General features: G+C 46.4%; 14 protein-coding genes. 10 read left to right on the top strand and 4 right to left on the bottom strand.

The features are described from left to right. Positions 1-152: 152 nt before the first annotated feature. From ITG12_RS23310 to ITG12_RS27745, 5 genes are all read left to right on the top strand, one after another. Complete coding sequence (locus tag ITG12_RS23310) at positions 153-863, top strand: response regulator (RefSeq protein ID WP_061035329.1); 711 nt, start codon at positions 153-155, stop codon at positions 861-863. Continuing rightward, entirely contained in the window at positions 863-2,305 is a 1,443-nt protein-coding gene (creC, locus tag ITG12_RS23305) for a two-component system sensor histidine kinase CreC (protein ID WP_061035330.1), read from the top strand. Before ITG12_RS23310 ends, creC begins: the two co-directional genes overlap by 1 nt. 75 nt (positions 2,306-2,380) lie before the next feature. Continuing rightward, positions 2,381-3,721, top strand: a complete 1,341-nt coding sequence (gene creD, locus ITG12_RS23300) for a cell envelope integrity protein CreD (protein WP_061035331.1) — start codon at positions 2,381-2,383, stop codon at positions 3,719-3,721. Beyond that, complete coding sequence (locus tag ITG12_RS23295; RefSeq protein WP_061035332.1) at positions 3,708-4,136, top strand: DUF2809 domain-containing protein; 429 nt, start codon at positions 3,708-3,710, stop codon at positions 4,134-4,136. The genes creD and ITG12_RS23295 overlap by 14 nt, the downstream gene beginning before the upstream one ends. Beyond that, complete coding sequence (locus ITG12_RS27745) at positions 4,133-4,267, top strand: hypothetical protein (RefSeq protein ID WP_258071120.1); 135 nt, start codon at positions 4,133-4,135, stop codon at positions 4,265-4,267. Before ITG12_RS23295 ends, ITG12_RS27745 begins: the two co-directional genes overlap by 4 nt. Before the next feature lie 109 nt (positions 4,268-4,376). On the opposite strand, the gene ITG12_RS23290 is transcribed toward ITG12_RS27745, so the two are convergent. Beyond that, positions 4,377-5,051: a fructose-6-phosphate aldolase gene (locus ITG12_RS23290; protein WP_061035452.1), complete on the bottom strand. Its 675-nt coding sequence runs from the start codon at positions 5,049-5,051 to the stop codon at positions 4,377-4,379. Between the two features lie 258 nt (positions 5,052-5,309). Between ITG12_RS23290 and ITG12_RS23285 the strand changes: the two genes are divergently transcribed. The 5 genes from ITG12_RS23285 to ITG12_RS23265 all read left to right on the top strand — a co-directional run bounded on the left by ITG12_RS23285 (position 5,310) and on the right by ITG12_RS23265 (position 10,502). Continuing rightward, positions 5,310-6,251: a glycyl-radical enzyme activating protein gene (locus ITG12_RS23285; protein ID WP_061035333.1), complete on the top strand. Its 942-nt coding sequence runs from the start codon at positions 5,310-5,312 to the stop codon at positions 6,249-6,251. A 2-nt stretch (positions 6,252-6,253) separates the two neighbouring features. After that, a complete protein-coding gene (locus tag ITG12_RS23280) occupies positions 6,254-8,677 on the top strand; it encodes a formate C-acetyltransferase/glycerol dehydratase family glycyl radical enzyme (protein ID WP_061035334.1) in 2,424 nt (807 codons plus the stop codon). Between the two features lie 238 nt (positions 8,678-8,915). Continuing rightward, entirely contained in the window at positions 8,916-9,245 is a 330-nt protein-coding gene (locus tag ITG12_RS23275) for a hypothetical protein (protein ID WP_061035335.1), read from the top strand. A 167-nt stretch (positions 9,246-9,412) separates the two neighbouring features. Beyond that, complete coding sequence (locus ITG12_RS23270) at positions 9,413-9,880, top strand: Sbal_3080 family lipoprotein (protein WP_039977538.1); 468 nt, start codon at positions 9,413-9,415, stop codon at positions 9,878-9,880. 127 nt (positions 9,881-10,007) lie between these two features. After that, a complete protein-coding gene (locus tag ITG12_RS23265; RefSeq protein WP_042601982.1) occupies positions 10,008-10,502 on the top strand; it encodes a GNAT family N-acetyltransferase in 495 nt (164 codons plus the stop codon). Positions 10,503-10,577: 75 nt separating this feature from the next. Here ITG12_RS23265 and cydX read toward each other — a convergent pair whose 3' ends face one another. From cydX to ITG12_RS23250, 3 genes are read right to left on the bottom strand one after another with little or no spacing between them, the layout of a single operon-like run. Next, positions 10,578-10,685, bottom strand: coding sequence for a cytochrome bd-I oxidase subunit CydX (cydX, locus tag ITG12_RS23260; RefSeq protein WP_010453186.1), 108 nt, complete (start codon positions 10,683-10,685; stop codon positions 10,578-10,580). Between the two features lie 10 nt (positions 10,686-10,695). Beyond that, positions 10,696-11,832, bottom strand: a complete 1,137-nt coding sequence (cydB, locus tag ITG12_RS23255; protein WP_038869084.1) for a cytochrome d ubiquinol oxidase subunit II — start codon at positions 11,830-11,832, stop codon at positions 10,696-10,698. A 9-nt stretch (positions 11,833-11,841) separates the two neighbouring features. Then, positions 11,842-13,437, bottom strand: coding sequence for a cytochrome ubiquinol oxidase subunit I (locus ITG12_RS23250; RefSeq protein ID WP_045421717.1), 1,596 nt, complete (start codon positions 13,435-13,437; stop codon positions 11,842-11,844). Between the last annotated feature and the right edge of the window lie 49 nt (positions 13,438-13,486).

Raw genomic sequence — 13,486 nt, 5'->3', positions numbered from 1 at the left:
TGTGAGTGATAAGTTCACCACGCTGAATGAGAGGGTGTTTGATTAATATTATTCACGGATTTTGCCTTTGTGGTATCAATTCGATAGCCTTTGCGCCAAAGTAAGTGAACAAGATGTGTATCTAAACAAGTATCGTCAGTGAGGTTAGAACATTGAGCGACCAATCAACCGTCGTCATTATTGAGGATGAATCTTCCATTGCAGAGAACCTGATTCATGTATTAGAGATGGATGGCTACCACGCAGAGTGGTTTGCAACGGCAGGAGAGGGCTTAGCCTTTTTGCAGCATAACTCCGCAGCGTTACTTGTGTTAGACGTAGGCTTACCGGATGGTAATGGTTTTGAATTGTGCAAAACCATCCGCGAGTTTTCTGATATTCCCATTATCTTTCTCACCGCAAGAAACGATGAAATTGACCGCGTAGTGGGCTTGGAGATTGGCGCGGATGATTACGTGACTAAGCCATTTAGCCCGCGTGAAATGCTGGCGCGCATTAAACTTCGAATCAAAGCTAAAGCGCCAATGATGGAGCACAAACCAGAGCCTGTGGTTGTTCCAGAACAACCTCACTTGAGCCATGATTTGGTTGCGCAAAACTTCGACTATGGTGTGGGTGGGCAAATGCTTGGGCTGACCGCGGTCGAATTTAAGATCCTCGATAAACTGATTTCTGTTTCTTCCAATGTATTGAGTCGAGAGCAGCTCATGGTCGCTGCAGATATGGCGCCAGAGGCTGCATACGAGCGCAATATCGATACCCACATCAAAGCTATTCGCCATAAGTTGAAGCCGTTTGAGATGTCTGAACGCATCTGTACCAAACGTGGCTTTGGTTACTTTTACTGCATTAAAGGTGAATGATGAATCGCTGGCCGAAGATCCCGCTTGGACTCAGACTGTTTTTTCTCTACTTCATCTTAGTCGGAATGACGGCTTACATGGTGAGCAAAACGGTCGTCCAAGAACTTAAGCCAACCGTGCGTCAAACCACCGAAGAAACGCTGGTGGATATGGCGAACTTACTCGCGGTATTGGCGGAAGAAGACGTCGCGAACGACAAGTTGTCTGAGAGTCGCTTCTCCAAACTATTAACGGCTTATGGACAGCGAGAGCCTCAAGCGCGCATTTGGGAAATTGGCAAAAAAGCGATTAATCATCGAATTTACATCACCGACAAACAAGGCATTGTGATTGCGGATTCTTGGCAGCAAGACGTAGGCAAAGACTACTCGCAATGGAACGATGTTTATCTCACGTTGCGTGGTCAATACGGCGCGCGCAGTACCATCGAAGACCCGAAAGATCCACTCTCAACCGTTATGCACGTTGCTGCGCCCATTTATCACAAAGGCGAAATCATTGGCAGCGTGACGGTGGCAAAATCCAATCGCTCAGTACAACCCTTCATCGATCTTTCTAAACGCAATGTGTTGTTTTGGATGGTGTGGATGAGTGGGTTAGTGCTGCTAGCAGGGGCATTGTTTGCTTGGCGAATTCACTCGGCACTGAACAAGCTAGAAGACTATGCGACCAAAATGGGTGAAGGCGAAAAGGTTTCTAAGCCGACATTTCGTATCTTCTACGAGTACGGCACGCTAAGCGACGCATTGGAGAAAATGCGCAATCAGCTCGATGGTAAACAATATGTGGAAGAGTACGTACAGACGCTGACTCATGAGCTGAAAAGTCCGTTATCAGCGATTAAAGGCGCGAGTGAAATATTGCAAATGCCGTTGCCTAAAGAAAAGGTCACACGCTTTGCTGGCAACATTGAGCGAGAAAGCGATCGCATGCAGTCATTGATTGATAAGCTGCTAGAACTGGCTCGTCTTGAAAAGCGCCCCGAGCTAGAGCAAGTCGAAGCTATCTCGCTAAAACAAATGGTCAATGAAGTGGTTGAATCGGCGGATGCGCGTTTGAGTGCTAAGTCGGTCACTGCCAACATCCAAATTGATGACCATCTCTCCGTGCTTGGTGATGCCTTCTTACTGAAACAAGCCGTTTTTAACTTGATGGACAATGCGCTGGATTTTGTTGATTCAGAGGGATGCATTGAATGGAAAGCGGAGGTCACAAAAGAGAAGGTGTGCTTGTCGATTTTCAATTCAGGTCCTCACATTCCCGACTACGCGATGTCGCGTTTGACCGAACGCTTCTACTCCCTCGCTCGGGAAAATGGCGTTAAGAGCACTGGGCTCGGGCTGAATTTTGTTGAGCAAGTGATCAAGCTGCACAAAGGTCAGTTGCAAGTAGAAAACGTCGATTCTGGCGTGAGAGTTACCCTGATTTTACCAACTCCATAGAAACTCCACATTAGCTCCATTCGTTCTCCAAATTGCTGATTTAGATTACTCCCATCAGCAAATGGAGAATGAAACATGAAAAAGATCCTCAATAACCAACTCGGCACGAAGTTCGCCTTCGTGCTGTTTTTGTTTGTCTTACTGCAAATCCCGCTTTCAATGGTCACAGGGTTGATCTCAGAACGCTCATATCGCCAAGATGAAGTCAGAAACGACATCGCACGCAGCAGCAGCGGCGAGCAGCGCATCATTGGTCCATTCATCATGGTTAACTACACCGAAACCAGTTACCGAGATGACAAAGTACAGATTAAAGAGCGTCGTAAATTTCTTTTACCTAGCACTTTTGATATGAGCGCGAATCTGGACAGTTTTGAAAAGTACCGAGGCATTTACCGTGCGCGTTTATACAAAGCACAAGTAGCACTGAAAGGCACTTTTGATGCAGACGATCTCGCGGCGTTGCAGGGACTTGATATTGAAAATATGAGCCTAGTGGTTGGCATTGAAGACAGCCGTGGATTGATTCGTTTGGATGACATGACCATGGCGAGCTCTGATATCGAAGTCGCACCGGGAACAGGGTTAGACCAGTTGCCACAAGGCTTCCATAGTGATCTGACACTTGCAGACCTAAACCCAGCACAACCTTTGGCTTTCGATCTTAACTTCTTGCTGCAAGGGATGGGTCAGCTTCAAGTCACACCAATCGGCAGTCAAACAACGGTTGAACTCTCTTCAACTTGGGCACATCCGAGCTTTATTGGTGATTACTTACCGGTGTCATCAGAGGTATCTGAAGATGGATTTAATGCACAATGGGCGAGCAATAACTTCTCTACCAATATCGCGCAGCTGTTCCAAAGCTGTTTGTCATCGAATCACGCTTGTCACGAGCTTGAACAGCGACAAATGGGCGTAGATTTGATTGATCCTGTGGACCACTATCTGAAATCTCACCGAGCTGTGAACTATTCACTGTTGGTTATCACATTAGTATTCGCGAGTTTCTTCTTGCTGGAGCTGTTCCAAGCGCGTCCGGTTCACCCAGTGCAATACGGTTTTATTGGTCTGGCTTTAGCACTTTTCTATCTATTGCTGATTTCGATGAGTGAACACCTCGGCTTTAACTGGGCGTATGTGGTGTCAGCAGTCGCATCGACGGGGCTTTTAAGTGTGTACGTGAGCGGTATGTTGAGCAACACCAAACACGGCGCGATATTCGGAGCGTGTTTGCTCACTCTCTACGGATTACTGTTTGGCTTGCTACAAGCAGAAAGCTACGCATTGGTTATGGGGACATTGCTGTGTTTCGCGATTTTGAGCTTCACTATGGTTATTACACGCAACATCGACTGGTACGCACGAAATAAGAAAGCAGAAGAAAGTGCAAAGGCGAATCATGAAGATGTTTAAGCGAGCAATTCTCACTGGGCAGCCAAGCAATATGGTGGAAGAAACGTGCGCTATCCACCTGCGATTTTCGGTAAAAAATGGACTGAAAAGCTTGGTGTGTTTTATCGCATTGGTCGTTATTGCACTCTATGTTCGAGACAGCTTTATTCGTCCGACATTTGGTGATGTTCTCGTTGTGGTTTGGCTCTACTACTTTCTTGCAAGTATGTTCTCTATGCCCGTTAACTGGCTGGTTTCATTGGTGGTGTTGATTGCGTTTGCTGTTGAGTTAGGGCAACTGCTTCAGGTCGCAGCTTGGCTTGGTATCGAATCTTCATCGCCTCTGGCTGTAATTTTTGGCGCCACATTTGATTGGAAAGATCTGCTGGCTTACTGCATCGGAGGTCTACTGTGTTGTTGGATGGAAAAGAAATGAAAACCGAGATGAAAGCCATCGCGCTTCCAAACCGACTCCGCTATTCCAAACGAGGTATTCGTAAGAGGCTCAAAATCAGTTTACTCAAGCGCGTGTACCTTTGGTCACTGACCAATAGAGAGCTGCTGTAAACCTCACCTCTTTATATGAAATACAAAAGGGAATCTTAAACTCACCGGCGCACAGGGTGAGTTAAGATTCCCTCTATTGTTAACTAAGAAGTCTACCTGCTACTTTTAACTAGCTTTCAAATGAAAGTTTATCGCCGAACGTCTCTTTCCAGTCTTTATCGAACTGTTCAACCGCAGGTTTTACTGCTGGATGTGCGAACATTTGTGCTGCCACATCGGTTGGCAATGTAATGGCTTCGATGCCCAGTTTCATCACCTCCATCGCTTGTTGAGTGTTCTTGAAGCTGGCTGCCAAAATCTTCGCTGGTAGTTGGTTTTGATCGAGCAACAATTGAAGATCCGCGACCACTTCAACACCGTTGCCGTTCATCGCATCAATGCGGTTTACGTAAGGTGCTAGGTAGTCTGCACCGCACAGTGCCGCTAGGAAACCCTGTTGAGCTGAATAGATAGCGGTAGCAAGAACCTGAATTCCCTCTTTTTTCATTAGCTTAATTGCTGCTAAGCCGGTTTCTGTTGCTGGCACTTTTACCACCATGTCGTAAGGCAATTCATTCAATTGGCGTGTTTCTGCCACCATACCTTCGACGGTTGAACTCACGACTTGAGCGTGAAAGCGAGGTGCACCGCCAAGTGCTTCTTGCATGCCTGCTAGGGTTTCATTCAGTCCTTGTTTTGACTTCGCCAAAATGCTTGGGTTTGTCGTCACGCCTTTTAGCGGTAGGCACTGGTTAAAGCGTTTTACTTCTGCCACATCAGCAGTATCTAAATAAAGTTCAATCATGGTTTCTACCTTAAACAAAATCTTCGTTTTGATGATGGGATCACTATAGATCTGACAATCGAACGAGATCTTGATTTTGATCAATTGAAATTTCATTTGAAACTATAATAATTTCATTAAATGAAAGCTAAGTGAAACTTGTAAATGCTCAAATGAAGCTTTCAGTTCGAACAAAGAAAAGCCGTTCATAAGACTTAACCAGCACAAAAAGAAACGAATTAAGTAAAAGCGGTAGCACAGACCAAGAGGCAAGCAGAGATGTATTTCAATATTCAACGATTCTCTACCCATGATGGCGATGGCATTCGTTCCATTCTTTTTCTTAAAGGATGCAGCTTGTCTTGCCCTTGGTGTCAAAACCCAGAAAGCCGCAGCGAAAAGCATTCACTGTTGTTTGATCAGCGAAGCTGCATGGAAGATTGCCAGCTGTGCGTTTCTGCTTATCAAGCCACAACTCAATCTACAGCGGATAGTGAAACGGTGGGTGATGGTATTCAACGTATCGATAACCAGATCATCATTAATCGCAAAGCCATCAAAGAAGACCAACTGATCGCGCTGCGAGACGTCTGTCCTACGCAAGCACTGACCGTCTGCGGTGAAGAGGCGAAATCAGACATGCTGTTCGACACCTTAATGAAAGACAAACCTTTCTATGACCAAAGCCAAGGTGGCGTGACCTTCTCCGGTGGTGAGCCTCTCATGCAAGCGGATTTAGTGGCAGAACTCGCACAGCGTCTGCATGACAACCAAGTCTCTACCGCCATTGAGTCGTGCATGCATGTGCCGTGGAAGAACGTCGAAAAAGCCGCGCCGCATATTGATTGCTGGTTGGCGGATTTAAAACACACCGATGAAGAAAAGTTTCTTAGTTGGGCGAAAGGTTCACTAAAACGCATCAAAGACAATTTCCGAAAACTGGCACCTATCGCGAAACGCATTGTGATTCGCGTTCCCGTTGTGCCGGGGTTCAATGACACCATCGAAGAGTTGAAAGACATCATCGATTTTGCGGCTTCACTAGAAAGCTGCCAAGAACTTCACTTGCTGCCGTACCACACGCTCGGCATCAATAAATACCGTTTGCTCAATATGCCTTACGAGTGTTCTGACAAGCCATTAAACAAACCAGAACTGCTAGAAAGCGCCATGCAATACGCAAGCGAAAACACCCAACTTAACGTGATTGTCAGAGGTTAACTATGGACCTGAATTACCTTCCTGAGCGTATCAAAGCGCACAAATCGGCACTGGTAAATATCGTAACGCCACCTGTCTGTACCGAGCGTGCAGAGGCATACACTCGTGCTTATCAAGCAAACGAAGACAAACCTGTGATTGTCCAACGTGCGCTAGCACTGCAAGAGCATTTACGCACTCGTACGATTTGGATTAAACACGATGAGTTGATCGTCGGTAACCAAGCGAGCAAAGTGCGCGCTGCGCCTATTTTCCCAGAATACACTGTACGTTGGATTGAAGCGGAAATTGATGAGCTAGCCGACCGTCCTGGTGCAGGCTTTGCTGTCACTGAAGAAGATAAGCAAAACATCCACAGCATCACACCGTACTGGCGCGGTAAAACCGTTCAAGACCGTTGTTATGGCTTGTTTACTGATGAGCAGCAAGAAATCTTAGCCAGCACCATCATTAAAGCCGAAGGCAACATGACTTCGGGTGACGCGCACCTTGCGGTGGATAACGAGAAAATCTTGAAGCTAGGCATGAACGGCTTGTTAGAAGATGTTCGTCAGCACCGTGCTAACAATGATGTTTCGACCTTTGAAGGCTTGAAGAAAGAGCAGTTCTACAAATCGGTCGAAATTGTACTGCTTGCCATTCAAGACCACATGGTGAGCTACGCTGAATTGGCGGCAAAAATGGCGTTAGAAGAGACACGCCCGCTGCGCAAAGCTGAGTTAGAAAGCATTGCGGCAAACTGTCGTCATGTCGCGAGCCACACGCCAGAAAACTTTTGGCAAGCACTGCAATTAAGCTACTTCGTTCAGTTGATGCTACAAATCGAATCGAACGGTCACTCGGTTTCTTTTGGTCGTATGGACCAATTCCTCAACGAATTTTATGTTCGCGATATCGAAAACGGCACGATTGAGAAAGACTTCGCACTAGAGCTTTTACAAAGCTGCTGGTTGAAGCTACTTGAAGTAAACAAGATTCGCTCTGGCGCGCACTCGAAAGCCTCCGCAGGTTCTCCGTTGTATCAAAACGTGTGTATCGGCGGTCAGAAGTTGAATGAAAAGGGTGAGCCTGAAGACGCAGTGAATCCTCTTTCTTGGGCGATTCTGGAATCTTGTGGTCAGTTACGTTCGACGCAACCTAACTTGAGTGTGCGTTACCATGAAGGTTTAAACCAAGAGTTCTTAATGGGCTGTATTGAAGTGATTAAATGCGGCTTCGGTATGCCAGCGTTCAACAACGATGAGATTGTTATTCCTGAATTCATCAAGCTTGGTGTAGAGAAAGAAGACGCTTACAACTACGCATCTATCGGCTGTATCGAGACCGCAGTTCCGGGCAAATGGGGTTACCGTTGTACGGGCATGAGCTTCATTAACTTCGCCCGTATCTTGCTAGCTTCATTGAACGAAGGTGTGGATGCAACAACGGGTAAAGCTTTCTTGCCACACGATAAGTCATTAGCAAAAGGCAACTTTGAGAACTTTGAGCAAGTGACCGCTTCTTGGGCAGAGCAAATCCGCTACTACACCCGTAAATCGATTGAGATTGATACTGTAGTCGACAGCGTACTTGAACAGCAAGCTCAAGACATTTTCTGTTCAACGCTGGTGGATGACTGTTTGGCTCGCGGTAAAACCGTGAAAGAAGGTGGCGCGAAATACGATTGGGTATCTGGTTTGCAAGTCGGTATCGCGAACTTGGGTAACAGCCTAGCTGCCATCAAGCACCTTGTTTTCGATGACGCGCAGATTACTCAGCCTGAGCTAGCAAAAGCATTGGCAGAAGATTTCGATGGCATGGAGAACGAACAGTTTCGCCAACGTCTTATCAACTTTGCACCAAAATACGGTAACGATGATGACGCAGTAGACCAACTACTGGCAGACGCTTACCAAGTGTACATTGATGAGCTAGAGCAGTTCGTTAATACGCGTCATGGGCGTGGTCCAATTGGCGGCGGTTACTACGCAGGTACATCAAGTATCTCGGCAAACGTCCCATTTGGCGCTTCAACCATGGCAACGCCAGACGGTCGTAAAGCGAAAACGCCATTGGCAGAAGGTGCGAGCCCGTCATCTGGCTCAGACCGTTTAGGTCCAACAGCGGTATACAACTCGGTTGGTAAGATTCAAGCGAATAAGATCCTTGGTGGCGTGCTGCTTAACCAGAAGTTAAGCCCGGCAGCGGTTGAGTCTGAAGGGGATAAGCTCAAGCTTTCTATGTTGATTCGCACCTTCTTCAACCACCACAAAGGTTGGCACGTGCAGTACAACATCGTCTCTCGCGAGACCTTGTTAGCTGCGAAGAAGAACCCTGAACAATATCGTGACCTTGTTGTGCGAGTTGCAGGCTACTCGGCCTTCTTCACTGCACTATCACCAGATGCGCAAGACGACATCATCGCACGTACTGAGCACGAGCTGTAAGTACACCAGTTTGAGACGTTTATACGTCTTGGCAGAAGCGCCTAAGCATGCTGTGCGGAACTTAAAAGCTCGCGAGGCGCTTAAAGTGACATATTAGTAAACGCGTTAGAGCGTCACAAAGGCACCGATTGGTGCCTTTTTCTATTTGAGCTGTATCGTGTTTAGTTGCATAACTGATTGATTAATTGGGTGGTTTAAATAGGGTGGAAGAAAATTAAAAAGAAGGGTAGAAGAACGGATGTTTTTACTCATCGCAATACTTGCAGGGGTAGCGGCGTTAATTTGGTTTTATCGAGAAGGGCAAGTCATTGGCTTGAACCGGATCCTCGGCATACTTTATTTTATTACTTATGCTGTGGTGTATTTGTACGTTCCACCATTTCTCGAAATGGGGCATCAATACATTAGCAAAATCTACGAGCTGATCCCCATCGCCTGCCTTTACGGCATTTTGTACCCAGATCCTGAGGAAGCAACGACTGAACAGAAGGCGATAACCTTTTTTTCATGGTGTGGCTTGATCTTTATCAGCTGTTTCTTGTTGTATTTCAAAATGAATGTCTGGTGAGAAACTAAACACTAAGTGCAAGGAAGATAAATGATTTATGAATTATTTATCCTGTTGATTTTGTGAGAAGGATTATTGAGGTGTTGAATTAAAACTGCCAGAATCCAATATTCGATGCTGATTATTCATTTGGCGTCATTGGTTGTCATTTAAAAACAGAGAAAAATATGTTTAAAAAAGCACTCGTTCTGGCTCTTCCGGTTGTATTAGCAGGTTGTTCTGCTCCTAAATTCACTGCTGAGCCTATTGCACAGTCGAATCAAAGCAAAGAAATCACTATCGTAAAAGATGATGCGACAAGGGAAGTGTTCATGGATTCGTTGCAAGAATGGTGCTTAGACACAGCACGTAAATGTACTGTTGTAAGTGACGGTACAGCGCCTAAGACAGACGAACTGACGTTAACTTATGTTTCACGTTGGAGTTGGGATTTGAGAACGTTTATCGCTGATGCAAAAATTAACGCTTACAAGAATGATCAGAAAGTCGGCCACGTTGAATTTAAAGCGTCCAACAATGGTAATTTAGACAAATTTGGTGACGATACAAAGCGTATTGAATCGATGATTCAAATTCTATTTGGTGAGCAAACTATTAGTGACGCTCAGCAAAAAATTAAATCTGGCGAAATCTAAGCACACAGTTTAAAAATGTAAGAGCATCGATACTCTAGTAAAGCTCAAAAGTAATGTTTTTCTTTTGAGCTTTATTTTTTATGTCATTTAAGGCGCATATGAAATAAGCCTGAATAAGTGGAATGATATGGAAATAGCTAAAGCTAATCTCAGCCATTTTGAAGCGTTTGAGCAGTATGTTGAAAAGTGTGCTCAGGCGGGAATGGAAATGTACGTCGCCGCCCAACGCGACAGTGACGCGCTGCTGAAAAAACGAATTGGATACGCGAAAGGCGAAGGTTTGCCGGAAGGTTGGACGCCGTCTTCGACTTACTTTTGTATCAAGGAGGGGATGATACTTGGTTCGATTCGAGTTCGTAACGGTAATAACGACTACCTTGAAAATGTGATTGGGCACATTGGTTACGAAACCGCGCCAGATGCTCAAGGCAAAGGCATCGCCACATTTATGTTGAACTGGGTGAAAGCTGAGGTTCTTGAAGGCAGCGCAATCGTCACTTGTGACGTGAACAATATCGCATCAAGACGCGTGATCGAAAAAGCGGGTGGCGAGTTCCTCAATACGTTTTATTCAGAACAAGATCAATACGAAGTGCGCCGCTATCGATTGTCGGCAGAGTAAACTCATTGAGATGAACAAACGCCCTCGTGACTGAGGGCGTTTGTTATTGAGAATGTTCCATTCTGAAGTGAGAACCTAGAACTCTTCTTCTTCAAAGCGTCCTGTGTTCTCTAGCCATAAACCATTGATGACACCAAAGGCGCAGGCGAGTAACACGCCAAGTACCCAACACATGTACCACATACATGCCTCCTTAATAGAGCGATGAGCTGTTGCTGCGGATGTAGTTGTTATCCAAACGTCCGAACATTTTGTAGTAACACCATGCGGTGTAGCCCAGAATCACAGGTACAACGATGATGGCAACGATAGAGATAATGCCGAGCGTTTTTTCACTCGATGTGGCATCCCATAACGTTAAGCTGTGCGATGGGTTGATGCTTGATGGCATGATCATCGGGAATAACGTGACGCCTGCGGTTAAGATGATGCAAGCGATCGCAATACTCGACATAGTAAACGCCACCCCAGCGCGGCGAGAGACCGTTGCCCAAAAGCACACGAGTAAGCTCGTTACCGCAGTGAATGGAATCAACCAAAGTTGCGGCATTTCGCTGAAGTTATGCAATAAATCACCCGCAATGCTCACCACTTGTTTGTTGAGTGGGTTTGAAATGCCATCTTTAAGCATTGCGCCTATGATGATGTAACCCGATTGCGATGCCGCGAACAAACCGCCAAACATAAACAGCAACATGGTTGCCCCCGCGCCCCACAACGTGATGTTTTGTGCTCGAGTGCGTAGCTCATGTTTGGTTTTCATTTGAAGGAAAGCAGCACCTTGTGTCACCACCATGGTTAAGCTCACCAAGCCACACAGAATTGGGAATGGAGTTAGCAAGTCAAAGAATCCACCTTGATAATCGAGCATCAGCAAGTTGTTTAACTCGAACGGCACACCGACTAACAAGTTACCGAAGCCAACCCCAAAGATAATCGGTGGAATCACACCGCTGATGAACAAGGCGATATCACATGCGTTGCGCCATTGCGGATTATCGATTTTAGCTCGGTAATCCATACCGATAGGACGCAACCAAAGGGATGCGAGCACCAACAGCATGGCAATGTAGAAGCCGGAAAACGCTGCGGCGTATACCAAGGGCCATATCGCAAAGATGGCACCACCTGCGGTAATTAGCCAAACTTGGTTGCCGTCCCAGTGTGGCGCGATAGCGTTAAGCATTACGCGACGTTCGAGGTTCTTTTTCCCCATAACTGGGAGCAGCGCGGCCACCCCCATATCGAATCCGTCAGTGATGGTGAAACCAATCAACAGCACACCAACGATCGCCCAAGTAAATAGGCGTAGGTTTTCGTAATCAAACATAGTGCCTCCTTAGTGCTGATCAATCAGTTTGAATGTGTCGGATTGTTTGTCTTTTTCGTTGTTCTCTTCATGGTGATAGCGACCCGTTTTAAGCACGCTTGGTCCACGTTTGGCAAACTTCACCATCAAGAACATTTCTACAATCAAGAACGCTGTGTAGAGCACATAAATAAAGCCGAGCGAAATCCAAATGTCACTTGGTGCGAGGTTAGATACTGCCATATTGACTGGAAGCACCTCACCAATTGCCCATGGCTGACGTCCGTATTCGGCAACGAACCAACCTGCTTCACAAGCTATGAAAGGCAATGGAATCGCCCATAGTGCCGCTCTCAATAACCAAGGGCTCGAACCTAATTTTCTGCGGCAGACTTGGACGAAAGACAAACCGATAATGGCGAACATTAATACCCCACACGCCACCATGATTCGGAAGCTCCAGAACAGTGGTGCTACTTGAGGAATCGTGTCTTGCGCCGCTTGCTTGATTTGGCTTTCGGTCGCGTCGGTGACGTTATCGGTGTATTTCTTCAAGAGCAGACCGTAGCCGAGGTCTTTCTTCATCTCATCGAATTGAGCGATGTTTTCAGGGCTGTCGTTACCTGCGCGAAGTTCCTCTAGCATGCCGTAAGCTTGGATACCATCGCGGATACGATCTTCGTTCTGCGCCATCAGATCGCGTAAGCCCATCACTGGTTCATCCAGCGAGCGAGTTGCGATGAGCCCCATTAGGTATGGAATCTTAATGGCGTAGTCGGTTTCCATGGTTTCTTGGTTTGGTAAGCCAAATAGCGTGAATGAGGCGGGTGCTTCTTCCGTGTGCCATTCGGACTCAATTGCCGCGAGTTTTACCTGTTGCACGTCGCCAAGCTCGTAACCCGATTCATCACCCAGCATCAATGTCGACACAATCGCCGCCATACCAAATGCGGACGCCACCGCAAACGAACGGCGAGCGAAAGAGATATCTCGACCTTTGAGTAAGTAGTAAGCACTGATGCCCATCACAAACAAAGCACCTGTGGTGTAACCGGCAGCCACGGTATGAACAAACTTCACTTGCGTGACAGGGTTAAACACCACATCAGCAAAGTTGATCATCTCCATTCTCATGGTCTGGTAATTAAATTCTGCGCCGACTGGGTTTTGCATCCAGCCATTCGCCATCAAAATCCACAACCCAGAGAAGTTAGAACCTAGCGCTGTCAGCCAAGTGACCGACAAGTGCTGGCGTTTTGATAATCGATCCCAACCGAAGAAGAACATGCCGACTAAGGTGGATTCGAGGAAGAAGGCAATCAAGGCTTCGATGGCAAGCGGCGCCCCGAAAATATCGCCCACATAGTGAGAGTAATACGCCCAGTTGGTACCAAATTGAAACTCCATGGTAAGACCGGTCGCGACGCCCACGGCGAAGTTAATCCCGAATAACTTACCCCAGAACTTGGTCATGTCTTTGTAGATGGTTTTTCCCGTCATGACGTACAAAGACTCCATAACGGCCAGCAAGAAAGACAAACCTATGGTCAGTGGGACGAATATAAAGTGATAGAGTGCGGTACTAGCGAACTGAAACCGCGACAGATCAACGACATCTGCAAACATAAGGACTCCTTCCCGCTACCAGAGTAGCGGGTTAGATAAGGTTATTATT

The organism is Vibrio sp. ED002 (assembly GCF_023277445.1).
GTDB classification, from domain to species: Bacteria; Pseudomonadota; Gammaproteobacteria; order Enterobacterales; family Vibrionaceae; genus Vibrio; species Vibrio jasicida.
Note: the sequence above shows the minus strand (reverse complement) of the source record. Positions and strands in the feature narration are given on the sequence as shown.

Bases quoted from the DNA above. Each gene is read 5' to 3' on its own strand.
- creC (WP_061035330.1), top strand. From the start codon at position 863: ATGAATCGCTGGCCGAAGATCCCGCTTGGACTCAGACTGTTTTTTCTC.
- creD (WP_061035331.1), top strand. From the start codon at position 2,381: ATGAAAAAGATCCTCAATAACCAACTCGGCACGAAGTTCGCCTTCGTG.
- ITG12_RS23295 (WP_061035332.1), top strand. From the start codon at position 3,708: ATGAAGATGTTTAAGCGAGCAATTCTCACTGGGCAGCCAAGCAATATG.
- ITG12_RS27745 (WP_258071120.1), top strand. From the start codon at position 4,133: ATGAAAACCGAGATGAAAGCCATCGCGCTTCCAAACCGACTCCGCTAT.
- ITG12_RS23290 (WP_061035452.1), bottom strand. From the start codon at position 5,051: ATGATTGAACTTTATTTAGATACTGCTGATGTGGCAGAAGTAAAACGC.
- ITG12_RS23285 (WP_061035333.1), top strand. From the start codon at position 5,310: ATGTATTTCAATATTCAACGATTCTCTACCCATGATGGCGATGGCATT.
- ITG12_RS23280 (WP_061035334.1), top strand. From the start codon at position 6,254: ATGGACCTGAATTACCTTCCTGAGCGTATCAAAGCGCACAAATCGGCA.
- ITG12_RS23275 (WP_061035335.1), top strand. From the start codon at position 8,916: ATGTTTTTACTCATCGCAATACTTGCAGGGGTAGCGGCGTTAATTTGG.
- ITG12_RS23270 (WP_039977538.1), top strand. From the start codon at position 9,413: ATGTTTAAAAAAGCACTCGTTCTGGCTCTTCCGGTTGTATTAGCAGGT.
- ITG12_RS23265 (WP_042601982.1), top strand. From the start codon at position 10,008: ATGGAAATAGCTAAAGCTAATCTCAGCCATTTTGAAGCGTTTGAGCAG.
- cydX (WP_010453186.1), bottom strand. From the start codon at position 10,685: ATGTGGTACATGTGTTGGGTACTTGGCGTGTTACTCGCCTGCGCCTTT.
- cydB (WP_038869084.1), bottom strand. From the start codon at position 11,832: ATGTTTGATTACGAAAACCTACGCCTATTTACTTGGGCGATCGTTGGT.
- ITG12_RS23250 (WP_045421717.1), bottom strand. From the start codon at position 13,437: ATGTTTGCAGATGTCGTTGATCTGTCGCGGTTTCAGTTCGCTAGTACC.